Here is a 23,828-nt window from a genome sequence, read left to right on the forward strand (position 1 = left end):
TTTATAAGGCCGCTTTACTAACTAGCCAACCAGCTAGTGTTTCAAAGTCATCGTTTGCGACACTATATGGCGCGCAATTAAGTGCTACATTTCTGTATGCGGTTGACTCTTTAATAACTTCGTCACTATTAATAAAAAAGGGAGCCATAAGGGGAAGTGTCGATTGCCATAGGGAAAATAAGTCAAATTCTAGCGTTGATGCAGAGTTATAGCGGTTAACTAAAAAGTAATGTTTCCAATTGGTATCTGAATTTTTAAGTCTTTGCAGGCGCCTATAAATTAAGCTGTGACAAATAGCGTCGCAATTAACAAGTTCAATTACAATATCGTCTTTCTCTAATGGGTAGTGAGAAATGTTAATATGTGAAGGGCAGTCAAAAAGTATCCAGGCTTCGTTGTTATAATTTAGGTTTTTGCATTTATTGACCATTTTAGTGATGTTATCGGTGCTAGTGTCGTCGTTATCACCAAATGGTAAAAATATAATGCCATCGTTATCTTGGTGAAAATGCGTAAGTGCATCTTCAAAGCGCACTTCATTACTCCAGCCTTTGGTGTATTTCCACGGTAAACCAAAATGTAAACCTAAGTCACTTTTTGCATCTAAATCGATAGCAACAACGTCAACGTCAGACTTTTTTAGCACGCATGCAAGATTGGCAACTACAGAAGTACTGCCTAAACCGCCTTTGATACCTTTAATGAAAACTCTTTGCAACGGGGTTACCTATCCTTAGTTTAACTAGTGTATGTGTTTAGTTCGTTGTTTATCTCTTTAAGCAATGCATATTTATTAATTGTATTATTATTTTGCTGCTTGTTTACTATTTCTATGTAGTCATCACTCTTTCCACCAAAACGCAGTGTAAGGTTTTCTATATCACTCGATGTTAACGTTTGTGAGTTTTTAGATGTTAAGTTGTTCATCTTTACCTTTACAGTTACTTTAATTATTTTGATTAAAAGTGGACAATATTTGGCTATTATATATAGAATAACGGTTAAAACTAGTAAAAAAGTATTTTTTATAGGGCATTTTAAGTGCATAACTTTAACATAACGGGATTAGAGCCTGCTGCAAAAGAGTTAAAATCGGCTTCAAGTTATGCTGTTTTAGCCCCTTTAGACAATTTTGCAATCGAATTAGCGTTACATTCAATTAACCAAAGTTTGGCTAATGATATATATATAGTTTCTCAAGAGGCTGAATCATTTTTTGATTCTTCTTTTTCTGCATCGTTAAATTATGCTTATGAACATAATCGAGTACATCCTTTTTCGTTGGCCCCAGAAACACAACACTATTCAATTGAGCGAATCAATTCAGGTATTATAAAAGAGATAAGTGCTTATAAACGTCTAAACGAAGCGCTCATTTTTGTTCATTTTAATACAACACAGTTAAACAGTGCTGGCGAAAAAAGCTTAAAACTGATGATGAATGAGTACAACGACTTTGTTCGTCGTACCGGGGCTACATTACTATTTTTAATATCTGGGCCTGATATTGCTAACTACCGTTTTCTAGTTAGGCGATTAAATAATGTATTTGATGGGCTGGTTTTTGTTGATAATGATTCTGCAATGCGAGTTCTTGAATATGATTATTGGCGCCATAGCACGGGTGTTATTGCTGGTGAACATTACCCGTTATTATTAAGTAATAATCAGTTTGTTGTTCAAAAGGGAATAATAAGCGAGAGCAAAGCACCTAAAAGTTCAGACTTTTCCGATGAAGACGATGTTTGGCTTGTGCAAAGTGCGGTGCCCGAAGGTACTAAATTACCAATGCACTATAATAGTGTAAAAGATAATAATGATTTATTTAATAAAGGCCCAAAGGTAGAAGCAGCCACCTTAATTTTTGCAGTAACGCGCTACACTGATTTAGCGTTATTAGGTAAGCAGTGTTTTGAACTTAGAAAAAACTGTGGGCGCTGGTTAAAGCTTGTTATTCAGAATGTAGACGGTGTTATTCGCCATCAAGATGAATGTTTATTTTTAACATTGGGTGTAAACCTTATTCTATATAGTTTTTCAGAGCCTTCTCGGTTGCTCTCACAAATTCAATCTATTCAAGGTTTTCAGTTTTCTAGGCCTTTACCTCCCTCAGTTGAGGACGTATTGAAATACACCGAAAACACTTTTTCGAAAGGATATTTACCTTTCATTGAGTTTACAAAACAAGTAGAAATTCATAGTGACTCAGCCGTTAATTTAGGTGTGAGTGGTGTGCTAGTAAAGCTTGAATTACTGCCACGAATCGACCCAATACACCCTTTGCATTTATTTCATATTAAACGCGAAGGTGATGTATTTAGTATTGCAGATAATACAGTGTATTTATATTTGCATGCTTGTAGAGAGAATGACGTTGATAATGCGATTAAGCATTTGTTTAAATTAAAAACAAGCGATTTTTTTGTACAGCAAAATGTAATTTCTGATCACTTTTACATTCAACAAGAATGTAAACAATTAAGGCGTTTTTATAAAGGTAAGAGTGTTGTAGATTTCTCGCAAAAACTTGCCGAGAATGATAGCTATAAATTTGCACCTGATATAGCAAACAGCGTTACTGAAAATATTAACACACCTGAATTTTCTAGCAAAAGCCGCCCAGATGCTAAGCCTTTTATAATGAAATTAAGAGATAACTTATGAGTATGAATCAGCTTTTAATTACCGTGTTTCTTGCAATGGTACTTGGCGCGGTGCTTTGTATGCTAGGCAAATACATTTTATCTCAAATAACAAAATATTATTATAAGCTTACTTTTAAACATGAAGTACTAGAGCCTTATACACCAAATACAGTAAAAAAGGATAAGAAGTGAAATTATCAGGTTTAGGGGTTTGGAACCTTTATTTTTTAGTTAAGTTTGCTCTGTTTTATTATGGTGCAATTGATTTTAACGTATTAACTAATGCGGCCTTTGCTGCGTTGCTTGCGATTAAATTTAAACAGCCATTAATAGAGAAGGCAAAACATATAGTAGGTGCTGTGTTTGCTGTGGTATTACTTTACCAAGACTCATGGTTGCCACCAATAAACAGGTTGACTAAACAAGCGGGTAACGTTCAAGATTTTAGTTTTGGTTATTTTATTGAGTTATTAACCCGTGTTATTAACATTGATATGTTATTGGCTTTGTTCGTAATTAGTGTGTGTTTTTGGTATACATCGCAATGGATACGCTTTACCACCGTGACTATTGTTGGGCTGTTAGTTGTAGGATGGCAAGGGGATAACTCTCAATCACAATTTGTTAATAATGTGGCTAACCCTGAGCCGGTTACACAGAGTCAAAGTAATCCTCAAACACAAGTGATCACTCAGGCAGCACAATCTCCTGATCAAAAATTAGCTGATTTTTATCAACAACAAAGCTTATTAATGAGTCACTTTCCAAGCCAAGTAAATGGTGAACTGTTTGATGTAATTATTTTGAACATATGCTCAATGGCTGTTGCTGATTTAAATGCTATTGGTGTAAGTGTTACTGATATGTATAAAGACTTTGATGTGGTGTTTTCAGACTTTAACTCGGCTACATCATACAGCGGACCCGCTGCGGTAAGGTTACTGCGCGCTAGTTGTGGCCAAACTAGTCAAACGGCATTATTTAAAGAGGCACCTGAACAATGTCACTTGTTTAAAAACCTAGAAAAACTAGGTTATCAAAATAATGTTGTGATGAATCACGACGGACATTTTGATGAGTTTAAAGGTTTAATAAATAAGTACGGTGGCCTAGATAGCACGCCATTTAATATCGATTCAATGCCAGTTGCGCTTCGAGGATTTGATAATAGCCCTATTTACTCTGATGAAGCTGTGCTGGATGGTTGGTTAGAGCAATCTGAGGACTGTAAACCCTGTGCAATGTACTACAACACAACAAGTTTACATGACGGTAATCAGCTAGAGAATCAACCAAGGGTGAATAGTAAAGAGACATACCCAATCAGGCATAAAAACTTGTTTGCTGATATTAACCAGTTTGTAAAAAAATTAGAAAAGCGCGGCCGCAATGTGATGTTGATGATAGTGCCTGAGCATGGCGCTAATTTAAAAGGTGATAAGGTACAATTTGCAGGTTTACGTGAAATCCCTAGTCCTGCGATTGTGTCTGTACCTGTAGCGATTAAGTTTATAGGCCCAGACGTACAAAATTACTCGCAAATTGTGGTTGATGATTCAACAAGTTACTTTGCGCTTTCAGAGCTGGTAAGTAAGGCGCTGCAAACTGATGTGTTTGGTGGGAATAACAGTGTTGCTAATTTACTTGAAAACCTACCTAAAGCACCTAAAGTTGCTGAAAATGAAGGCACAATAATGATGTACGTTAATCAACGACCATTTATACAATTAGATGGTGGAGATTGGTCAGCTTATCCACAAGGTAAGTAGTCTCATAATAAGAATTAATAAACAGCATTGATATTGTTAAATATAAATATCAGTGCTGTTTTTCTTCGTTTAATTACATCCCACCCTTTGGCTTTAAAAGCTGTTTTGTCCAAAAATGTTTACAATAAACTACCTTCTCAAAGCGACTTAGCGTATTATTCGGCTAATATAGTTTTTCCTTCTTTGAGGATGTATGCGTCTAGATATTCACTGTGCTGATCGAATTGGTATTGCTCAAGAAATCCTTAATATATTAGTTAACTACAGCGTTGATTTAAAAGGAATTGAGGTCGATTCTGTAAATTGTCGTATGTACGTTAGTTTTCCCGAAATTGAATTTGAACAATTCCAAAAAATTATGCCATCGATACGTTTAATCGACGGTGTACATGATGTGCGTACCACTGCATTTTTACCATCTGAGCGTGAACACAACGAATTAAATACTTTACTACGTGCATTGCCTGATGGTGTTATCTCTATTGATGCCAAAGGTTGGGTACGTTTATGTAATGATGCAGCATGTAAAGACTTACAGCTAATTGAAAAAGACGTGATTGGTGCAAATATTAATAACCTGCTTAAAGGCTTTAACTTTACACGCTGGTTAGAAGGTAAAGAAGTACTCGGACAAACTACACGCGTTGAAGTTGCTGGTGAGGATTTTATTGCAGACATTTTGCCAATTGCAGTTCCTCAAGGTAGTGAAGGTGATGTGCTTGCTGGTGCGGTTATTAATATTAAATCGCAAAGTCGCTTAGGGCAGCAAGTCAGTGCATTTAGACGTTACGGGCAAGAAAGCTTTGCCACTATTCATAACTTTAGTACGGCAATGCGCCGAGTTGTGCGCGAAGCCCGAAAAATGGCGCAACTAGAAGCCCCTATTTTGATTACTGGTGAAACAGGAACAGGTAAAGAGTTATTAGCTAGAGCGTGCCATTACGCATCTAATCGTTCTGTTAAACCTTTTATTGCTCTGTCGTGTGCTTCTCTTCCTGATGATGTTGCTGAGTCTGAATTATTTGGTTATGCCGGGTACGAAGAAAATGCAGCGCCAAAGCGCGGTGTATTAGAGCAAGCCGATGGTGGAACTGTATTTTTAGATGAAGTTGGCGAAATGTCGACTCAACTACAAACTAAGTTACTGCGTTTTTTACAAGATGGTACGTTTAGAAAAGTAGGCGATGAGAACGAAGTTAAAGTAAATGTACGTATTGTTGCTGCTACTCAAAAAGACTTACCTGCAATGGTACAAGAAGGGGTTTTTAGAGAAGACTTATATTACCGTATAAACGTGCTTACTTTAGAAATAGCGCCACTAAGAGATAGAAAAGCAGATGTAGGACCACTTGCAGAACATTTTATTCAAAAATATGCGCAACAAAATGGTCATGCAATTCCTGTTTTATCACAAGAGTGTTTGAACTTTTTACAAGAGTATCCGTGGCCAGGAAATGTGCGCCAGCTTGAAAATGCAATTTACCGTGCAGTGTCGTTACTAGATGATAGCGAGCTTCGCGTAGAGCATTTACAGTTACCCACTTTTACTCACGATTTAGGGTATTTAGAGTCTGATTTTGAAGGTTCGTTAGATCAAGCGGTTAAACGTTTTGAAGCGACCTTACTTCGTAAACTCTACCCAGCTTATCCGAGCTCACGCCAGTTAGCTAAGCGATTGGGCCTAAGTCACACCGCTGTAGCTAACAAGTTACGTGATTACGGAATTAACCGAAAAACAGTAAAAGTGTAATTAACATAAAGACATTAAAATATGGGGACTAATTTTTAGTCCCCATATTTTTTGTAACCCCATCAATTGCAATCGTTTCAATACCTTCTTCATTAAAGTTCATTACAATACTGGCGTTATTACGAGTGAAAAAATAGCTACGGCCATTAAGTTCAATAACATAATCGCCTTTTACGGGGTCGCTAAATTGCTGCTTTTTTAAAGTGATCCTATGTTCGCCAATTTGCCATTCAAATTCTTTAATAAACCCATTATTAAATTCTTGCACCCATACTTGGCTGTCATCTTTTGAAAGCGTTATAGCAACTGAATAAGAACTAGGGATCTGCTCCATATTGTAACTTTTAGAGCCAATAATGAATTTTTCAGCTTTTTGTTGCCATTCAAAACCAAATTTAAACTCTTTAACTACACCGGTAGGGTAAGTAACAGAGCCTTTACCTGGTAATGAAAAGTCGGCAAACGCACTATAACTAGGTATTAATAAAGCTAGCGCAGTGATAATTTTTCGTTTTGATTTCATGAGTTATCTTTTTATTATAATAATGATTTAAGATTAAAGTAGAATATTCGTCTTCGCAAGAGGCTATGCTACACTCGAATAAATTTAACTGGTAAGACCTTTTTTGTGAACTTATATATTCGACTTTTATTATTGTTTTTTAAAATCAAACGTAACAAGCAATATCAAAATTTACTTGATACGGTAGATATTGATTACAAAGCTTTACCTACTGATTGTGACATTAATTTACATTTAACAAACTCACGTTACCTTGCGATGATGGACTTATCTCGAACTTGGATGACAGAACGAGTTGGCTTGTTAAAGCAAATAATGAAGCGTCGTTGGTTTCCCATTGTTAACGCAACGGCCATAACTTATATCCGCGATATTAAACCCATGCAGCGATATACAATAAGCACCAAGTTAGTGGGCTGGGATCATAAATACTTTTATATTGAGCAAAAGTTTCACTCAGAACGAGGCCTACATGCTATTGCTTATGTACGCGGTGTATTTAAAAGTAAAAAGGGTATTATAAGTATTGAAGAAATGCTTGAGGTTGCTGGTTTTGATGGGCAAACACCTATATTGCCAAGTGAAGTAATGCACTGGAAAGAAATGCTAGAACAGAAAAAGTTAAGTAACTTACCAAGGTAATTAATACTCTCCAAATGAAAAAAAGGCCTTTCGGCCTTTTAACACACATTGTAATTGGGTAACTACGTACTATTTTATATATGCTTTAAAAGCTGTATCTAACACCGAACATAGCAACAACGGGGTCAAGCTCAACAGTTGATGTAAGTGCTTTTGCACCATTTGCATAAACAGTGGCATCGGTATCAATATCCATAATTGATACCATAGCGTGTAAACCCCAGTTTTTATCAATTTTATAGTTAGCACCTACCTGAGCCATAAAGCCAAACGAATCATCTAGCTTTACTTCTACATCATCTGTTCCCAGCGTCGCTTTAAGTGCTTGAGAAGGTTGCTCATCAAAAAATGCAGTGTAGTTTATGCCTACGCCTATAAAAGGTCTTAGCGCATAGCTGGTATCTAAAAAGTGATATTGCGCAACTAAAGACGGCGGAAGTTGTTTTATATCAGCAATTTTGTTGCCAGCTAAGGCTCCGGCACCATTCACATCGTGTGAAAACGGTGTTGCTGCTATCAGTTCCAACACCCATTGATCGTTAAAAGCATAATCTACTGTGATACCTAGTTGGGTATCTGAATCACCTTTAAGACCCAGTGTCGGCGCCTCATTAATTGCTGAGCTACTGTTATCTGGATTTACGTTAATAGCGCCAACATTTACGCTAAAGTTAGCGTGTGCAGCTGGAGAGATTGCTAATAAAGAGGTTAATAATGCGATGCTAATTTGGGTTTTCATGTTGTTCTCCAAGAACTACTGTTTAATTGGCGCTATTATTACCGAGCAATAAAAATGAAAACCTGTTCTAGATCAAAGTTTAAAAAATATTTTAACCTTGTGAATTGTTTTATTGATTTAGATTAATTTTAGTGTCGTTCTGTCTTTGTAACGATTGACATATATATTCCATTAACAGTCATATGAATGTATTAAGGCTGACATCGCTTAGTCATATACTCACGTTTTAATAAAGGCACATTAAATAATAAAGTGTGTTTACCATGTTTTTAGAAGCATTTGAAAAAAAATCAAAAACAACGGATATTCAAAAAGAAGTTGTAAAGCACTTACAAACACTAATTCGCTTTGAATCAGTAACCCCTAATCAAGCGGGTGCAATTGATTGGCTTGCAGATAAATTGGTGGATTTAGGTTTAAGTTGCGAGCAATTTACTATAAATGGTGTAACTAATTTAATTGCCTGCATAAAATTCAAAGAAGGCCCATGTGTTGCTTTCTCAGGGCACATTGATGTAGTACCAGCAACAAGTAACGGTTGGCTAAGTCCTCCTTTTGAAGGGCGAGTGCGAAATGATGCAATATACGGTAGAGGAGCAGCTGATATGAAAGGCGGTGTTGCTGCTATGTTGAGTGCCACAAAAAAATTAATTGATAGTAAATCAGCTAAAGCAGGGACTCTTTACTGGCTTATCACGTCAGATGAAGAGGGAGAGGCTGAATTTGGCACTCAAGAAATAGTTAATAAGCTTGCCAAGCAAGATGTTGTATTAGATGGCTGTATTGTGGGGGAGCCAACAAGTGTGGCACAAGTTGGCGATACGGTTAAGAATGGCCGTCGTGGTGCGCTTTCAGCTCGCATTTTAGTTACTGGTAAGGCAGGTCATGTAGCTTATCCTCAAAACACACTCAATGCTGCTCATATTGCTGCAAAAATAGTAAATAGCTTGAGTGATCAGATCTGGTTACTCGATGTGGCTAGCTCAAAAACCACACTGCAAGTGACTGGAATTAACATAAATAATGTGGTCGATAATTTAGTGCCAAGTCATTGTGAAATTACATTTAATGTACGTTATAGCCATGGTTACAGTAGCACAGCAGTTAAAACGCAATTAATGAAGACCCTAAACAAGTTTGCTGAGCATTTTACGATTGAGTGGGAGCGCCCATGCGAGCCTTATTACACAAGCCATAATACGGGATGGAGTTTACTTACTCATATTGAGCAAGCTATTTATAAAAACACATCAAGTCACCCATTACTAAGTACAGATGGAGGGACATCAGATGGACGATTTTTTGCCAGCCCCCATACTCAAGTGATTGAATGTGGTGTACGAAACAATACGATTCATCAAGTTAACGAACATGTATCTATTAGTGACTTACTTAAAATTGAAGCTATTTATACAACTTTACTTGAGCAAATATTTATTAATAATTAAATATAAATAGAGTACTTTATAGATATAAGGACTCACTTTTTATTGGTTATTGTAAATAACGTTTGGCTTTATTTTCTTTTACATTTTCAAGATCGACCAATACTAATCCATCAATACAATTATTGAAATCGGGATCAATACTAAAGCTTAAAAATTGCACTCCACCGGGTTTACAAAGTTCAGTGTATTGTTTAAATAAAGTAGGGACTTGAGCACCCATATTAGCTAGTACATGTTTTAGCTCTACAAAATCTTCTTTCACGTCATTGCCGCTAAAAAGAGTATTACACTGGGTTAGCTGTAGCTCGGTTAACTTAAACTCATTATTAGGCGTAGCTAATTCAATGCCACTTTTATAATAATGCTGATAATAATAAACGAGCATGGCCTTTGCTTGCTCGGGTAGAGCATTTGATACACTTACAGCACCAAACAAGTATCTGTACTGTGGATAGTTTTTGATAAAAGCGCCAATGCCATACCATAAATAATCGAGGCTTTTACGTCCCCAATATTTAGGCTGCACAAAGCTGCGGCCAAGCTCAATTCCTTGTTGTAGGTAAGGGGCCATATCGTCGGTGTAAGAAAATAAGCTATCAGTATATAAACCTTTGCGGCCGTGCTTTTGTATTATCTCTTGTGCGCAGGCTAATCGATAAGCACCTACCAGCTCTAGTTGCATGGGATCCCATAGTACAAGGTGCTGGTAATCCATATCGTATTTATCTATATCACGACGTTTACCGCTACCTTCACCTACCGCTCTAAACGCGATTTCTCTCAGGCGCCCTAACTCTCTAAAAATAGGTGAGCTACCTACATACTGGTATAGATGAATATGCATACCGTCTTGTGTTTTACCAAGTAGTTGGCATTGCTCAATTGCTTTTTTTAGCTCCTTGCGGCACTCGGGAATAGCGATGGGTGTTTGTGTTTTTAGCGGTAGGGCTTTTTTTGTTGTAAGCCTATAAAGTTGTTTACGAATAAGGTTTACAACTTCTTTATCTTTAAGGTTTTCTATTAAGTAAGATTCAGGAGGGATAGAGGCACCAATCTCAAACTCTAAAGATTTTTGGCGTTGCTTAAACATTTCTGTTACTAAGAGCAAACTTGCCAACGGCTTATAAATCATTGATGTGCCATAAAAAAGTGGACTATTTTTGGCTTTAATATAAATAGGTAAGATAGGGCAGTTAGCTTTTTTTGCCATACGTAAAAAGCCACTATTCCATTTGCAGTCTTTAATACCTGTTGGCCCTAATCGCGATACTTCTCCTGCCGGAAATATAAGTAATGCGCCTTCATCCTTTAAATGGTTTTGTATATTACTAAGCTCTTGTTTCTTACTCATGCCTGATAAGTTATCTACGGGGAGTAAAAGTGAGTGCATTGGAGTAACCGACATCAACATGCGGTTTGCCACTACTTTTAAATCCTGTCTTACAGTTGAAAGTACTTTAATCAGTGCTAAAGCATCTAATGAACCAATAGGGTGGTTAGCAACGATAACAAGTTTACCCTCATTAGGAATATGTTCTATCTGCTTAGGTTTATAGCGCGTATCAAAATTGAGTTCATCGAGCACTTGTTCAACAAATTCTAATCCTTGTAGGTGAGGGTAGGCATCACCAAAAGCAACAAACTCTTGTTCATGTAATAAGTAGCCTAGGCCTTTTTTTACTAAACCTTTTACTTTTGGAGAGTTCTCTAGTTGTGGTAAGTTTGCAGCAATTACTTTATCAACACTTATCATATTAACCTCATATTCCGTTTGGCCTATTCGCCATACATGTAAGATTAAAAAAAGGGTGTGACAGTTACTTTGCAGTAGTGTGACTTTTTAAAGTGCTAACTTATAAACTGTGTATTGTTAGGAGAATTTATGTCGGTATTGGTTGCTATAACTGGGCGTGACAACACAAAACTAATAACGAAGTTACAAGAGCGATTACCAAATACGCTGATAGAGCAATGGCCTGATTGCAAAAACGCACATGATGTGGATTTTGTACTTGCGTGGAAAGCGCCAGAATCTATGTGGCCACAGCTACCTAACTTAAAGGCTGTGTCGTCATTTGGTGCTGGCGTAGACAGTATCGATTTAACATTACTCGACGAAAGTGTTGAAGTAGTACGTATTGTTGACATGCAACTAACTGAAGATATGGCGGAATATGTACTGACACATGTGTTAGCTCAAAAGTTACGTTTAAAAGAGTATTACATTAAACAAACACAGCAAACATGGAAGCCAAAGCGGGCGCATAGTAATAAACATGTCGGCATACTTGGGTTTGGTGAATTAGGTAAAGCATGCGCGCAAAAGCTTATAAATAATGGCTTTAAGGTAAGTGCCTGGGCGCAAAGTAATAAAAGCGCGGCTAATGTCGAAATTTTTTATGGCGAGGAAGGCCTCAATAGTATGCTTTCTGATGTTGACTACCTTGTATGTCTATTACCCCTTACGCAAGCAACGACAGGCATTATTAATCACTCAATGCTCGCAAAGCTACCTAAACATGCTGTTGTTATTAATGTGGCACGCGGTGCTCATGTTGTTCAGCAAGACTTACTAAGTGCATTAAATAACGATAGCTTACGCGCAGCTACACTCGACGTGTTTGATCAAGAACCTTTAGCGTCGAATCACCCTTACTGGGGAAACCCCAAAATAACGCTTACACCACATTGCGCGGCGATTTCTGATTTAAATAGTGTTATAGAGCAAATAGCCGATAATATTGAATGCTTGGATAAGGGGTTAGTACTTAATAATCCAATAGATAGAACTAAAGGTTATTAGCTGATAGCTAATTAGTTTAAAAAACAGCTTGTTAACATTTGTAATTTTCATTAGTGTAAAAGGTATTCTCACTAATAAAAAATACAAAGAGGGTGTTATGAAATCGAGTCAAAGTGGCGTTAAATTAAGCCTAGTTATTGTTTCAATTATTATACTTGGTGTTTCAGCTTGGTTTAATCAGGCTAATGCAGAGGATACTCCTTCTAAAATACAAACCCAAAGCGAGTTAACAATAGCGGACTAGCCTACTTACTATGTATTCCTCTTTTTAGCAGTACACAAGCATTATTTTCACAGTAGTGCTTGTGTGCCCCTGAAGCTCTAATTTTCATCTTGATTGAAAGTGCTTTTTAATATTTTTAAATTCTTAACAAAAAAAAGCCCAGCAATGCTGGGCTATTAAATATTCTAGGGAAAAGTTGTTAACTTTGGGTTACATTAAATTGCCCAAATGTATAAACTTTAAACAAGTAAAAAGTATTGATCAACACTAAACTCATATTTGAAATAACACTCGACGACATAAGATCTAAGCTAAATGATAAGAATAATAAACCACACGCACTAATGGCGGCAACGCGCAGCAGTGTTATCTGGTTAATAAAGAATGCACCTAAACCTAGTGCAAGTAGTGTAGTATTTAAAAGCCAATCTAGCTCGTTTAGCATGGTCGTTTCAATAGTTCAGTTGTTGAAAAAAGGAGCGCCATTATGTTGATCTTTTGCGCACCTTTCAACCAAGTAATTTTAAATTTTCAGATTAGTTTTTTTAATGCTAAAAGTAGCTACCGATTGCTGAAAATAAACCATTATCAGCAATTACTTGATACTTTTGGCAGCTCTGCGGTTTTTGTAAGTCACTGCATAAATAAAGGGACTCACGGCTAGAATCATAGGTGGGGTGTAGGTTTGAATCAATTAAAGTAGCCCCCTTGCCAAAGAATCCGGGCCAGTAAACACTCTCACTTACCATCCCTAATTTTTTATAGGTGAGTAAGGTAGGTTTTGGAAAAGCTAAAATTATTACAGCAACGACAGCGAGTGATATAAACAGTCCTTTTTTTTGCGTTGTTTTTTGGCTTATATCATTCTTTGCACTGGAATTTAACTCGCCAGGTGAAGGGCGCTGAGTAGAACGCTGAGGTTTTCTTTTTTGCGCTGTTTTTTTTCTTGCCGGTGCTTTACCTAGCAACGATTGTTTATTTGGGGTTTTAGACATAAAGCAAATCTGGCCTTTTTTCCGTAGGTCTCTATAATTAAATGAGTAAATTTATATACTAAGCTAATTATTATGATAACTTAAAGTTAGCTTATAGCCTACGAGGAATAAAGATGAATACGCAGCTATCAATTTTAATTGTAGATGACGTTAGCACAGTGCGTAGTTTTTTGAGCCAAACGCTCATGCACTTAGGGATAGATAACGTAAAGGAAGCATCTACTGCCTCACAATGTATTAGTGAGTGCCAAGCTGCAAATTATAATATCATTTTTTTAGACATTGAATTGCCAGACGGTGATGGTAAAGATTTGATTGCACAAATCAATGAATTAAGCCCAGAGACAAATGTGGTTATGGTATCTGCACATTCAGGTATTGAGAATGTTAAGGATGCAATTGATAAAGGCGCTAAAGGGTTTGTAGTAAAGCCATTTACACCTAAAAAAATAGCGGCAATGCTTAAGAAGTTTTATCCAGAGTTAGAAAATGTCTAATAAAGTAAGTACATTTAAAATTTAAACAAAAAAAAACCGGCAAAAGCCGGTTTTTTATATTCTATCAAAAACAAATTATAGAGCTTTAATCTTAGCTGCTATACGGCTCTTATGACGAGCTGCTTTGTTTTTGTGAATTAGACCCTTAGTTGCGTAACGGTCTAGGATAGGTGTAGCAACAGAAAAAGCTTGCTGTGCAGCTTCTTTATCGCCCGCTTCAATAGCAACAATTACTTTTTTGAAGTAAGTGCGCATCATTGAACGACGGCTTGCGTTGTGCTGACGGTTTTTTTCGCTTGTGATAGCGCGTTTTTTTGCAGACTTGATGTTAGCCAAGGTTTGCTCCTAACAATCTTAAAATAAAGCTTAAATTAAAGGCCGTGGAATATGCCTGTTTCTATCATGGATGTCAATTTAAATTTAACAATCCAAGAAAAACTGCACCATATAACGAGCATCAATTTGCCGCTTTAGCAGTTAATACCGACATTGTAACAAAGCACAGACCCCCAGCCTAGTGCTTTAAAGCGATTTATAAAAAAGACTGTGGCATAATCGCCTATCTTGAGGATTTTTGAGTAGGTTTAAGGTGTCAAAAGGTTTATTTCGCTCCGGTATGATTGTTAGTTGTATGACTATGATATCGCGTATTTTAGGGCTCGTTCGAGATGCAGTCGTTGCCAATTTATTAGGCGCAAGTGCGGCGGCTGATGTTTTTTTATTTGCTAACCGTATTCCTAATTTTTTACGTCGTTTATTTGCAGAAGGTGCCTTCGCACAAGCATTTGTACCCGTGCTGAGTGAAATTAAAGAACAGCAAGGCGACGACAAGGTCAGACTTTTTGTTGCACAAGCAGCAGGCACATTAGGAACCATTTTACTGATTGTCACTATTATAGGTGTTGTTGCTTCACCCGTTATTGCAGCATTGTTTGGCACCGGTTGGTTTATAGATTGGTGGCAGGGCGGCCCTAATGCCGAAAAGTTTGAGCTTGCAAGTTCATTACTTAAATTTACATTCCCTTATTTGTTTTTTGTAAGCTTAGTTGCGCTTAGTGGTGCGGTAATGAACGTGTATAACCGTTTTGCTGTTGCTGCATTTACACCTGTTTTACTCAATGTTTCTATTATTACGTGTGCAATTTTTTTACATGATAAATTTAGTGTCGGGGCTTATTCTCTCGCAATTGGCGTATTTATTGGTGGCGTTGTGCAGTTATTGTTTCAACTTCCATTTTTATACCGTGCAAAAATGTTGGCGCGTCCACGCTGGGCATGGCAAGACGAAAACGTAAAAAAAGTACGTAAACTTATGCTTCCTGCTTTGTTTGGCGTATCTATTAGCCAAATTAATTTGTTGCTTGATACCATGATTGCTTCATTACTGATGACAGGCTCGATTGCATGGCTTTATTATTCAGACCGTTTAATTGAATTTCCGTTGGGCTTATTTGGTATTGGTATTGCGACAGTTATTTTACCGGCGCTCTCTAGGTTACATAGCAGTAAAAAAAGTAGTGACTTTCAGCATACCCTCGACTGGGGGGTGCGTTTTGTTATATTTTTAGGCCTACCAGCAATGATAGGTCTAATGATCATCAGCCCGCTTATTATCACCGTATTGTTCGACCACGGTGCGTTTAAAGAAGACAGTGTTGATCATGTTAAAGCAGTTAGTTTAGGCGTAGTCGCATATTCAGTAGGGCTTGTAAGCTTTATGCTGATTAAAGTACTTGCTCCTGGCTTTTATGCTCGTCAAGACACAAAAACGCCGGTGCGTATTGGTATTATTACCTTAGTGTTGAATATGGTATTTAATATTATGCTGGCTCCTTTCATTGGTTATTTAGGATTAGCACTCGCTACTTCGCTATCGGCTAGTTGTAATGCATTTTTGCTGTATAGGCAGCTTAAAAAAGAAAATGTGTATCAATTTTCATCAATGAGTATGCGCTTTACACTAAAATGTGTTGTTGCAAGTATGGTTATGGGAGCTGTTACATGGTTTGTGAGCAGTTACTATTACTGGGCTACATGGGCTTTTACACAGCAGGTAGTCTTATTAATAGCACTCGTGGCTTTGGCAGGTATTAGTTACTTTGCAATGCTATTTTTGATGGGCGTTAGACTAAATACGATAAAAAGTGTAGCAATTACTGAATCAAACTAAAAAAAAGATTATAATCGGCAACTCTGCGGCTTTAATTAATTTTTAGTCGTAATTAATAGCTCGCTAAACAAGGCATTAGGTGGCATGGAGTTAATTAGAGGTATACACAATATTCGCCCACACCATTTTGGTTGTGTGTTAACTATTGGTAATTTTGACGGTGTTCATTTAGGCCACGCAGAAGTACTAAAAGGCTTACTTACTGATGCTAAAGCGCATAGTTTGTCTAGCACTGTAATGCTATTTGAACCCCAGCCACAAGAATTTTTTGCTAAAAAAAATGCCCCAGCACGGCTAACGCGCTTACGAGATAAGCTACGTTTGCTTAGTGATTTAGGTATTGAGCGAGTTATTTGCATTAGCTTTAATCAGCAATTTGCAAACATGCATGCTGAGCAATTTGTTAATGATATTTTGATTAAAAAGTTAGGTGTTAAAGCTCTCACTGTTGGCGATGATTTTAAGTTTGGAAAGCAGCGCCAAGGTAACTTTGACTTACTTGCTAGCATGGGCAAGCAAGCGGGCATGGACGTAAAAAGCACCGCGAGTTTTCGTCAATTAAATGCTAGAGTAAGCAGCACTTTAATACGAGATGCTTTGGCATCTGGTGACTTAGCAAGTGCTAAAACAATGCTTGGTCACGATTATGCTATTTCTGGGCGTGTTATACACGGCTGGAAAAGAGGACGTGAACTCGGTTTTAGAACGGCAAATATTGCCCTAAAACGCCAAGTGTGTCCTGTCAACGGGGTGTTTGCAGTGCAAGCAACGATTGCAGGAAAACAGATTTTTGGAGTTGCAAATGTAGGCAATAAGCCGACATTTAATGGAACTCGTGCATTATTAGAAGTTCATCTTTTTGATTTTGCACAGGATATTTACGGACAATTTATGCATGTGGAGTTAATAAAAAAACTTCGCAACGAAAAAAAATTCGAGACATTAACACAATTAACGGCGCAAATAGCAACTGATGTTGCTGCCGCTAAGCAGTGTTTTGGTTTAAATCAGGTAGCCGATAGAGACGGAATGTAGGATAAATGAGCGACTATAAACATACTTTGAACTTACCGGAAACACCGTTTCCAATGCGTGGCAATTTGGCACAACGTGAACCAAAAATGCTTAAAGCATGGTATGAAGACGACCTGTACGGTCAAATTCGCAGCGCTAAGAAAGGTAAAAAGACCTTTATTTTGCATGACGGCCCTCCGTATGCAAATGGCGACATCCATTTAGGCCACTCAGTTAATAAAATATTAAAAGACATTATTGTTAAGTCTAAAACATTATCTGACTTTGATTCACCATTAGTCCCAGGTTGGGATTGTCATGGTTTACCAATCGAGTTAATGGTTGAGAAAAAAGTAGGCAAGCCGGGCGTAAAAGTAACCGCGAGCGAGTTTCGTGAAAAATGCCGTGCATACGCTAAAAAACAAGTTGAAGGTCAAAAAGTTGATTTTAAACGTTTAGGCGTATTTGCAGATTGGGATAAGCCTTACTTAACAATGAACTTTGACTTTGAAGCGAATGCAATTCGTGTACTTGGTCGTATTATTGAAAAAGGTCATTTGCATAAAGGTGCTAAGCCTGTGCATTGGTGTACAGATTGTGGTTCTGCATTAGCAGAAGCTGAAGTTGAATACCAAGATAAGCAATCACCAGCGATTGATGTACGTTTTACATTTGTTGATCAAGATGCTGTTGTAAGTGCATTTGATTTGGCTGATGGTCATAAAGGTGAAGGCAGTGTTGGTACTGTTATTTGGACAACAACACCGTGGACGCTTCCAGCAAACCGCGCAGTAGCTGTGCATGCCGATTTAGAATATGCATTGGTGCAGGTTGAAGATGAAGGCGTACAACAACGTCTAATTTTAGGCTCTGAGCTTGTTAAAGATGCAATGGACCGCTTTGGTTTTAATCACTTCCACGTATTAGGTTATGTAAAAGGTGCTGCACTTGAAAACTTACAAGTAGCCCATCCTTTTTATGATTTTAATGTACCAGTGATTGTTGCAGAACACGTAACGACTGACTCAGGTACCGGTGTTGTACATACAGCACCAGGGCATGGTCAAGAAGATTTCGTGGCGGGTTTAAATTACAACCTTGAAGTAGCTAACCCTGTTGGCGCTAATGGCGTTTATTTACCAGATACTGAACTTTTTGCAGGTCAGCATGTATTTAAAGCAAATGCGAGCGTAATTGAAGTATTAAAAGAGCACGGTGCATTAATGCATCATCATGCTATAACTCATAGTTACCCACATTGTTGGCGCCATAAAACACCGATTATTTTCCGTGCTACACCACAATGGTTTGTAAGTATGGATCAGGCTAACTTGCGTGAAGATTCTTTAAAAGAAATTAAAAACACGCAGTGGTTGCCAGAGTGGGGCGAAAGCCGTATTTCGAACATGGTTGAAAGCCGCCCAGATTGGTGTATATCTCGCCAACGTACTTGGGGTGTGCCAATTGCATTGTTTGCAGATAAAGATACCGGTGCACTTCATCCAAATACTCAAGAACTCATTGAGCAAGCTGCACAGCTAGTTGAAAAATCTGGTATTCAGGCATGGTACGATTTAGAACCAGCCACATTACTTGGTGAAGAAGATGCCAAGCAATACATGAAAGTGCAAGATACGCTAGATGTATGGTTTGACTCAGGTGTTTCACACGCATGTGTGGTAGACGCACGTGAAGACTTGGTTGGTCCAGCTGATTTATACCTTGAAGGTTCTGATCAACACCGTGGTTGGTTTATGTCATCAATGATGACATCAGTGGCTATTAATGGTCATGCGCCATACCGCCAAGTATTGACTCATGGTTTTACTGTTGATGAAAACGGCCGCAAGATGTCTAAGTCACTAGGTAATGTTATTTCACCACAAAATGTGATGAATAAACTAGGTGCCGACATTCTACGTTTATGGGTTGCCTCTACCGATTACACGGCAGAAATGACTGTGTCGGATGAAATATTTAAACGCTCTGCCGATCGCTACCGCCGTATTCGTAACACTAGCCGTTACTTACTAGCTAATCTAAATGGTTTTGATCCAAAAACAGATCAAGTTGCTGTTGATGATATGGTTGAGCTTGATAAGTGGATTGTTGGTCGTGCTGCTCAGTTGCAAGACGAAATTTTAGCCGCATACGATAGCTACCAAATGCTATTAGTAACGCAAAAGCTAATGAACTTCTGTACGGGTGAGCTTGGTTCGTTCTATTTAGACGTTATTAAAGATCGTCAGTACACAGCTAAGAGTGACAGCCATGCACGTCGTTCTTGTCAAACAGCGCTTTATCATATTGCAGAAGCAATGACGCGTTGGATGGCACCTATTATGAGCTTTACTGCACAAGAAATTTGGGAAGCTTTACCGGGTGAACGTAGTGACTACGTATTTACATCTGTTTGGTATGATGGCTTACAAGCGCCAACAAATAGCCAATTTAGTAACGATGACTGGTTAGAAATTCTAACAGTACGCGACGAAGTAAACCGCTTATTAGAAGCTGCACGTAAAGAAGAAGTTATTGGTGCAACGCTTCAAGCAACGGTTAATTTATTTACTGGTAAAGAGCTTGCCGCTAAATTAAATGCGCTTGGTGATGAACTGCGTTTTGTATTATTAACATCGGCCGTAAATGTTTCTGAAGTTGATAGTCAGCCAGCTGATACACAAGCTACCGAAATTGAAGGTTTATTCATTAGTGTTGCTGCAACAGATGCTGCTAAATGTGAGCGTTGTTGGCATTACAGTGAAGATGTAGGTGTTAACCCTGCTCATCCTGAAATTTGTGGTCGTTGTGTAAGTAATGTTGACGGCGAAGGCGAAAAGCGTCAATTCGCTTAGGAGTTATTCTTAGTGAGCAAACTAGCCCAAAAAAGTGGTTTAGTGTGGCTTTGGTTGAGTCTATTACTATTAGTAATAGACTTTGCCAGTAAAACACTTGTTGTAGGTACTATGGATTATCAAGAGTCGATAAACTTACTCCCTGTTTTTAGTATTACTTATGTGCATAACTATGGTGCTGCTTATAGCTTCTTAAGTGAAGCGGGTGGTTGGCAGCGTTGGTTTTTAAGTGCGATTGCCATTGCTATTAGTGCTTTGCTTGTGTGGTGGCTAAAACGCTTACCTGCAACAAACAAAGTACTATGCGGTGCTTATGCACTGGTACTTGCAGGCGCTATTGGTAATTTATACGATCGTATTGCGTATGGTTATGTAATCGACTTTATTCACGTATTTTATAAAGACTCACATTTTCCTGTATTTAATATTGCTGATTGCGCTATTTGTATTGGCGCAGCATTATTGTTATTTGATGCCTTTACCGGCGAGAGTCCGAAGGAGCATAAAGCATGAGCCAAGCTGTAATTGGTGAAAACTCGCAAGTTATTTTCCATTTTTCTATTAAATTAGAAGATGGCTCTGCCGCCGATTCTACCAAGGTGCACAACAAACCTGCTAAATTAACAATGGGCGATGGCAGTTTAACGGCAAACTTCGAAAAGTGTTTATTAGGTTTAACTGCAGGCGAAAGTAAAACGTTTGAATTAGAACCTGAAGATGCGTTTGGTCAGCCAAATCCAGATAATATTTACTACGTTGACCGTAGTAAATTTGGCCCAGAAACACCAGCTAAGGTAGGTGCAATTATTGCGTTTACTCAACCAGACGGTACCGAGCTTCCTGGATTAGTTCGCGAAGTGCAAGGTGAGTCGGTAACGATTGATTTTAATCACCCTTTATCTGGCCAACGTTTAACGTTTGAAGTTGATATTATTGAGGTGGAAGGTTAATGGAAATATTACTAGCTAATCCACGCGGCTTTTGCGCTGGTGTTGACCGTGCTATTAGTATTGTTGAGCGCGCCCTAGATATTTTTGAAAAGCCAATTTATGTGCGCCACGAAGTAGTACATAACCGCTATGTGGTTGATGGATTAAAAAGTCGTGGTGCGGTATTTGTTGAAGAGCTTGATCAAGTACCTGACGACAGCATTGTTATTTTTAGTGCACATGGTGTTTCGCAAGCTGTTCGCAGCGAAGCTAAACGTCGTGATTTAAAAGTATTTGATGCAACGTGTCCGCTTGTAACTAAAGTACATATGGAAGTTACACGTGCGAGTCGTAAAGGTATTGAGTGTATTTTAATTGGACACCATGGCCACCCTGAAGTAGAGGGAACAATGGGACAATATGATAACTCAGCCGGTGGCATTTATCTTGTTGAAACCGTTGATGATGTTGTTGCGCTTAATGTAAAAAATGCTGAAAATCTTTTTTATTGCAGCCAAACAACACTCTCAGTTGATGACACAGCAGATGTTATTGATGCACTACGCAATAAGTTTCCATCAATTGACGGACCTCGTAAAGATGACATTTGTTATGCAACGCAAAATCGTCAAGACGCTGTTCGTGACTTAGCTGATAAAGTTGATGTGCTATTAGTTGTTGGCGCTAAAAATAGCTCTAACTCTAATCGCTTACGTGAACTTGCAGATAAAATGGGCACAGTTGCTTATTTAATTGATGACGCAACTGATGTACAAGAGCAGTGGGTTTCAGGCTCTAAATCAGTTGGCGTAACTGCGGGAGCATCTGCGCCAGAAGTACTTGTACAACAAGTAATAAGCCGATTAAAAGAGCTTGGTGGCACACAGGTTGTTGAGAACCCAGGTGAAGTAGAAAATATAGTATTTGCTGTTCCTGTAGAGCTACGTTAATTTAAATATATTAAACATTTAGATTAAAGGAGAGTCGTTATGAGCAAGTCACTTCAAAATGATGGTTTGCTTTTTTCGGCTCTTTTTAATGAGCGAGGCGTATTAGCCACGCTTATTGTTTCTCAAGTTATTGCTATTGTTTTAGCTTTTGCACCTAATGTAGAAGGAGATATTTGGCTACGACTTGGGATCATTAGTTTGTTTATGCATTTAATTGTTTTAGTCGGTACCTCTTCTTTATACTTCTGTAGATTTTTCTTACAAAAACGTACTCAAACTTTTCAATTAAGTCTATTTTTTGCCTTTTTTTTATTATCTACCTGTATTTTTAGTATTTTATTTTCTCATTTTGCTTTTGATATAGATGATACAAATAACCTAATTTATTTCACACTTCGCAATTGCATTATAGTGGCTTTACTGGCGGCTTTATTCGTCCAGTTTTTATTAATTCATTTTGAAAAAGAGCAGCAAACTAAAGCTCTTTCTCGTGCTGAGCTTGATGCCCTACAAGCTAGAATACGTCCTCATTTTTTATATAATAGTTTAAACACTGCTGCAGAACTTACTCATCATGATGCCGATGCGGCAGAACAGGCTATTTTAGCATTAGCCGCCTTATCGCAGGCTGCAATGCACTCGGGGAAGAATGTATCTCTTGAAGATGAAATAACGCTGAGTAAGCAATATATCGCACTTGAAACGTGGCGTTTTGGTAATCGCTTAAGAGTTGATTGGCAAATACCTAATAAACTACCCGCATTGAGTATTCCTTGCTTAACCCTGCAGCCATTAATTGAAAATGCGGTATGCCACGGCGTTGAAACAAGTGAGCATGGTGCAGAAATAAAAGTAGAGCTACATATCACTACCGGCTATATAACCATGATTGTTTCTAACCCTATAACAATTTCTAATGCTCAAACTAGGCCTAATAACGGAATGGCGCTTGAAAATATTCGCCAGCGATTAAATATTTATTATAAAAATAAAGCGCAGCTAACAATTACTAATAAAAATGATGTGTTTAGGGTCAAGGTTGTTATCCCTAAGCTAATTGAGGGCCGTGTATGAATGTGCTCATTGTTGATGATGAACCTCTTGCGAGATCTCGCTTAATCCGTTTGTTAACATACGATAAAAGTATAGTTGTACAAGGTGAGGCAAGTAATGGTAAGGAAGCTCTAGTACTTGCTAAAAAGCAAACGCCAGATTTGATTTTTTTAGATGTTGATATGCCTGGTATGAATGGTTTACAAGTTGCTAATGAGCTCAATAGTTTAACTCTACCTCCTGCTATTGTTTTTATAACTGCCCACCCTGAGCATGCCTTCGATGCTTTACAATTAAGCGCTGCAGGTTATTTAGTTAAACCTATTTCAGAGCAATCACTGCAAAAGGTGCTTAAGCAAGTTGGGCGTTTAAATAAAGTACATATTCAAAAACAACAAAATGTAAAAATCTCTTATCAGCTAGCTGGTACTCTACGTAGTGTTGATATAAATGATGTTTTGTATTTTAGTGCCGAAGAAAAGTACACCAAAATGATATTCTCGGGTGGAGAAGCTTTACTGGAGCAAAGCCTAAAGCAATTAGAGCTGCAATATCCCACATATGTTTTGCGAATTCATCGCAATACATTGGTTAATAAACAAAAAGTAATTGCTTTGCATTCAAAAGGGAATAGCCATCATATGATTGAGCTACAAGGGTGCAGTGAGTTATTGCCAGTGAGCCGCCGCGAGCTTAAATTAGTTAAAAATACGCTTTAGACTTATTTCGCAATTAAGTTGCCTCTGACTTAAATACATTTACGCTTAATTACTACTGTTTTGTTGAATGAGCCGATTTAATTAACCGTTTATCAACAAATATA

At 37.9% G+C, this 23,828-nt stretch carries 24 protein-coding genes; 16 read left to right on the plus strand and 8 right to left on the minus strand.

Annotated features, from left to right (window positions below):
- Position 1: 1 nt before the first annotated feature.
- Together bcsQ and bcsR are read right to left on the minus strand one after the other, a co-directional pair.
- Positions 2-718: a cellulose biosynthesis protein BcsQ gene (bcsQ, locus tag I6E72_RS04320; RefSeq protein WP_197111165.1), complete on the minus strand. Its 717-nt coding sequence runs from the start codon at positions 716-718 to the stop codon at positions 2-4.
- A 20-nt stretch (positions 719-738) separates the two neighbouring features.
- Complete coding sequence (gene bcsR, locus I6E72_RS04325; RefSeq protein ID WP_007581346.1) at positions 739-927, minus strand: BcsR/BcsP family cellulose biosynthesis protein; 189 nt, start codon at positions 925-927, stop codon at positions 739-741.
- Between the two features lie 114 nt (positions 928-1,041).
- Here bcsR and bcsE point away from each other — a divergent pair, with 114 nt between their 5' ends.
- The 3 genes from bcsE to tyrR all read left to right on the plus strand — a co-directional run bounded on the left by bcsE (position 1,042) and on the right by tyrR (position 6,164).
- Positions 1,042-2,664: a cellulose biosynthesis protein BcsE gene (gene bcsE, locus I6E72_RS04330; RefSeq protein ID WP_024593571.1), complete on the plus strand. Its 1,623-nt coding sequence runs from the start codon at positions 1,042-1,044 to the stop codon at positions 2,662-2,664.
- Positions 2,665-2,833: 169 nt separating this feature from the next.
- Positions 2,834-4,414, plus strand: coding sequence for a cellulose biosynthesis protein BcsG (gene bcsG, locus I6E72_RS04335; RefSeq protein WP_197111174.1), 1,581 nt, complete (start codon positions 2,834-2,836; stop codon positions 4,412-4,414).
- A gap of 193 nt (positions 4,415-4,607) precedes the next feature.
- Positions 4,608-6,164 (plus strand): transcriptional regulator TyrR, encoded by a 1,557-nt coding sequence (gene tyrR / locus I6E72_RS04340; protein WP_197111176.1) that lies wholly within the window; start codon positions 4,608-4,610, stop codon positions 6,162-6,164.
- Between the two features lie 28 nt (positions 6,165-6,192).
- Here tyrR and I6E72_RS04345 read toward each other — a convergent pair whose 3' ends face one another.
- Positions 6,193-6,687, minus strand: a complete 495-nt coding sequence (locus I6E72_RS04345) for a hypothetical protein (protein ID WP_165744524.1) — start codon at positions 6,685-6,687, stop codon at positions 6,193-6,195.
- A 105-nt stretch (positions 6,688-6,792) separates the two neighbouring features.
- Between I6E72_RS04345 and I6E72_RS04350 the strand changes: the two genes are divergently transcribed.
- The gene (locus tag I6E72_RS04350) at positions 6,793-7,329 is read left to right on the plus strand and encodes a thioesterase family protein (protein ID WP_024603739.1); all 537 of its coding nucleotides are present in this window, start codon (positions 6,793-6,795) and stop codon (positions 7,327-7,329) included.
- Positions 7,330-7,414: 85 nt separating this feature from the next.
- Here the strand turns inward: I6E72_RS04350 and I6E72_RS04355 are convergent, their stop codons facing one another.
- Entirely contained in the window at positions 7,415-8,068 is a 654-nt protein-coding gene (locus tag I6E72_RS04355) for an OmpW/AlkL family protein (RefSeq protein WP_197111178.1), read from the minus strand.
- A 263-nt stretch (positions 8,069-8,331) separates the two neighbouring features.
- On the opposite strand from I6E72_RS04355, the gene dapE reads away from it, so the two are divergent.
- A complete protein-coding gene (dapE, locus tag I6E72_RS04360; RefSeq protein ID WP_197111186.1) occupies positions 8,332-9,516 on the plus strand; it encodes a succinyl-diaminopimelate desuccinylase in 1,185 nt (394 codons plus the stop codon).
- 46 nt (positions 9,517-9,562) lie between these two features.
- On the opposite strand, the gene I6E72_RS04365 is transcribed toward dapE, so the two are convergent.
- Positions 9,563-11,269 (minus strand): GNAT family N-acyltransferase, encoded by a 1,707-nt coding sequence (locus I6E72_RS04365; protein ID WP_197111188.1) that lies wholly within the window; start codon positions 11,267-11,269, stop codon positions 9,563-9,565.
- Between the two features lie 129 nt (positions 11,270-11,398).
- Here I6E72_RS04365 and I6E72_RS04370 point away from each other — a divergent pair, with 129 nt between their 5' ends.
- Positions 11,399-12,319, plus strand: coding sequence for a 2-hydroxyacid dehydrogenase (locus I6E72_RS04370; RefSeq protein WP_197111190.1), 921 nt, complete (start codon positions 11,399-11,401; stop codon positions 12,317-12,319).
- Between the two features lie 97 nt (positions 12,320-12,416).
- Positions 12,417-12,563, plus strand: a complete 147-nt coding sequence (locus I6E72_RS04375) for a hypothetical protein (RefSeq protein WP_007581365.1) — start codon at positions 12,417-12,419, stop codon at positions 12,561-12,563.
- A 178-nt stretch (positions 12,564-12,741) separates the two neighbouring features.
- Here I6E72_RS04375 and I6E72_RS04380 read toward each other — a convergent pair whose 3' ends face one another.
- Together I6E72_RS04380 and I6E72_RS04385 are read right to left on the minus strand one after the other, a co-directional pair.
- The gene (locus I6E72_RS04380) at positions 12,742-12,987 is read right to left on the minus strand and encodes a hypothetical protein (RefSeq protein WP_002958222.1); all 246 of its coding nucleotides are present in this window, start codon (positions 12,985-12,987) and stop codon (positions 12,742-12,744) included.
- Between the two features lie 106 nt (positions 12,988-13,093).
- Positions 13,094-13,537 carry a hypothetical protein gene (locus I6E72_RS04385; RefSeq protein ID WP_101217800.1) on the minus strand — a complete coding sequence of 148 codons (444 nt, stop codon included), beginning with the start codon at positions 13,535-13,537 and terminating at the stop codon, positions 13,094-13,096.
- Between the two features lie 113 nt (positions 13,538-13,650).
- Here I6E72_RS04385 and I6E72_RS04390 point away from each other — a divergent pair, with 113 nt between their 5' ends.
- The gene (locus tag I6E72_RS04390; protein WP_008168737.1) at positions 13,651-14,034 is read left to right on the plus strand and encodes a response regulator; all 384 of its coding nucleotides are present in this window, start codon (positions 13,651-13,653) and stop codon (positions 14,032-14,034) included.
- Between the two features lie 75 nt (positions 14,035-14,109).
- On the opposite strand, the gene rpsT is transcribed toward I6E72_RS04390, so the two are convergent.
- On the minus strand, positions 14,110-14,370 hold the full coding sequence (gene rpsT, locus I6E72_RS04395; RefSeq protein ID WP_002958225.1) for a 30S ribosomal protein S20: 261 nt from the start codon (positions 14,368-14,370) through the stop codon (positions 14,110-14,112).
- 295 nt (positions 14,371-14,665) lie between these two features.
- Here rpsT and murJ point away from each other — a divergent pair, with 295 nt between their 5' ends.
- The 8 genes from murJ to I6E72_RS04435 all read left to right on the plus strand — a co-directional run bounded on the left by murJ (position 14,666) and on the right by I6E72_RS04435 (position 23,724).
- The gene (gene murJ, locus I6E72_RS04400) at positions 14,666-16,204 is read left to right on the plus strand and encodes a murein biosynthesis integral membrane protein MurJ (protein WP_033012718.1); all 1,539 of its coding nucleotides are present in this window, start codon (positions 14,666-14,668) and stop codon (positions 16,202-16,204) included.
- Positions 16,205-16,288: 84 nt separating this feature from the next.
- Positions 16,289-17,239 (plus strand): bifunctional riboflavin kinase/FAD synthetase, encoded by a 951-nt coding sequence (ribF, locus tag I6E72_RS04405; RefSeq protein ID WP_197101517.1) that lies wholly within the window; start codon positions 16,289-16,291, stop codon positions 17,237-17,239.
- A gap of 5 nt (positions 17,240-17,244) precedes the next feature.
- On the plus strand, positions 17,245-20,073 hold the full coding sequence (gene ileS / locus I6E72_RS04410; protein WP_024589422.1) for an isoleucine--tRNA ligase: 2,829 nt from the start codon (positions 17,245-17,247) through the stop codon (positions 20,071-20,073).
- 12 nt (positions 20,074-20,085) lie between these two features.
- Positions 20,086-20,586 carry a signal peptidase II gene (gene lspA, locus I6E72_RS04415; protein ID WP_165734747.1) on the plus strand — a complete coding sequence of 167 codons (501 nt, stop codon included), beginning with the start codon at positions 20,086-20,088 and terminating at the stop codon, positions 20,584-20,586.
- Positions 20,583-21,023 carry an FKBP-type peptidyl-prolyl cis-trans isomerase gene (fkpB, locus tag I6E72_RS04420; RefSeq protein WP_002958231.1) on the plus strand — a complete coding sequence of 147 codons (441 nt, stop codon included), beginning with the start codon at positions 20,583-20,585 and terminating at the stop codon, positions 21,021-21,023. Before lspA ends, fkpB begins: the two co-directional genes overlap by 4 nt.
- On the plus strand, positions 21,023-21,952 hold the full coding sequence (gene ispH, locus I6E72_RS04425; RefSeq protein ID WP_007581370.1) for a 4-hydroxy-3-methylbut-2-enyl diphosphate reductase: 930 nt from the start codon (positions 21,023-21,025) through the stop codon (positions 21,950-21,952). Before fkpB ends, ispH begins: the two co-directional genes overlap by 1 nt.
- Before the next feature lie 39 nt (positions 21,953-21,991).
- Entirely contained in the window at positions 21,992-23,026 is a 1,035-nt protein-coding gene (locus tag I6E72_RS04430) for a sensor histidine kinase (RefSeq protein ID WP_101217802.1), read from the plus strand.
- The gene (locus I6E72_RS04435; protein WP_101217803.1) at positions 23,023-23,724 is read left to right on the plus strand and encodes a LytR/AlgR family response regulator transcription factor; all 702 of its coding nucleotides are present in this window, start codon (positions 23,023-23,025) and stop codon (positions 23,722-23,724) included. The genes I6E72_RS04430 and I6E72_RS04435 overlap by 4 nt, the downstream gene beginning before the upstream one ends.
- The last annotated feature ends 104 nt before the right edge of the window (positions 23,725-23,828 follow it).

Origin of the sequence: Pseudoalteromonas sp. NSLLW24 (genome assembly GCF_015864725.1) — a bacterium.
In the GTDB taxonomy this organism is placed as follows: domain Bacteria; phylum Pseudomonadota; class Gammaproteobacteria; order Enterobacterales; family Alteromonadaceae; genus Pseudoalteromonas; species Pseudoalteromonas arctica.

What these genes read in the sequence shown, in the direction of transcription:
- murJ (WP_033012718.1), top strand. Translation starts at nt 14,666, where the DNA reads ATGACTATGATATCGCGTATTTTAGGGCTCGTTCGAGATGCAGTCGTT.
- I6E72_RS04380 (WP_002958222.1), bottom strand. Translation starts at nt 12,987, where the DNA reads ATGCTAAACGAGCTAGATTGGCTTTTAAATACTACACTACTTGCACTA.
- I6E72_RS04370 (WP_197111190.1), top strand. Translation starts at nt 11,399, where the DNA reads ATGTCGGTATTGGTTGCTATAACTGGGCGTGACAACACAAAACTAATA.
- fkpB (WP_002958231.1), top strand. Translation starts at nt 20,583, where the DNA reads ATGAGCCAAGCTGTAATTGGTGAAAACTCGCAAGTTATTTTCCATTTT.
- ispH (WP_007581370.1), top strand. Translation starts at nt 21,023, where the DNA reads ATGGAAATATTACTAGCTAATCCACGCGGCTTTTGCGCTGGTGTTGAC.
- I6E72_RS04375 (WP_007581365.1), top strand. Translation starts at nt 12,417, where the DNA reads ATGAAATCGAGTCAAAGTGGCGTTAAATTAAGCCTAGTTATTGTTTCA.
- dapE (WP_197111186.1), top strand. Translation starts at nt 8,332, where the DNA reads ATGTTTTTAGAAGCATTTGAAAAAAAATCAAAAACAACGGATATTCAA.
- I6E72_RS04385 (WP_101217800.1), bottom strand. Translation starts at nt 13,537, where the DNA reads ATGTCTAAAACCCCAAATAAACAATCGTTGCTAGGTAAAGCACCGGCA.
- I6E72_RS04345 (WP_165744524.1), bottom strand. Translation starts at nt 6,687, where the DNA reads ATGAAATCAAAACGAAAAATTATCACTGCGCTAGCTTTATTAATACCT.
- ileS (WP_024589422.1), top strand. Translation starts at nt 17,245, where the DNA reads ATGAGCGACTATAAACATACTTTGAACTTACCGGAAACACCGTTTCCA.
- tyrR (WP_197111176.1), top strand. Translation starts at nt 4,608, where the DNA reads ATGCGTCTAGATATTCACTGTGCTGATCGAATTGGTATTGCTCAAGAA.
- I6E72_RS04430 (WP_101217802.1), top strand. Translation starts at nt 21,992, where the DNA reads ATGAGCAAGTCACTTCAAAATGATGGTTTGCTTTTTTCGGCTCTTTTT.
- bcsR (WP_007581346.1), bottom strand. Translation starts at nt 927, where the DNA reads ATGAACAACTTAACATCTAAAAACTCACAAACGTTAACATCGAGTGAT.
- I6E72_RS04365 (WP_197111188.1), bottom strand. Translation starts at nt 11,269, where the DNA reads ATGATAAGTGTTGATAAAGTAATTGCTGCAAACTTACCACAACTAGAG.
- ribF (WP_197101517.1), top strand. Translation starts at nt 16,289, where the DNA reads ATGGAGTTAATTAGAGGTATACACAATATTCGCCCACACCATTTTGGT.
- I6E72_RS04355 (WP_197111178.1), bottom strand. Translation starts at nt 8,068, where the DNA reads ATGAAAACCCAAATTAGCATCGCATTATTAACCTCTTTATTAGCAATC.
- I6E72_RS04435 (WP_101217803.1), top strand. Translation starts at nt 23,023, where the DNA reads ATGAATGTGCTCATTGTTGATGATGAACCTCTTGCGAGATCTCGCTTA.
- I6E72_RS04390 (WP_008168737.1), top strand. Translation starts at nt 13,651, where the DNA reads ATGAATACGCAGCTATCAATTTTAATTGTAGATGACGTTAGCACAGTG.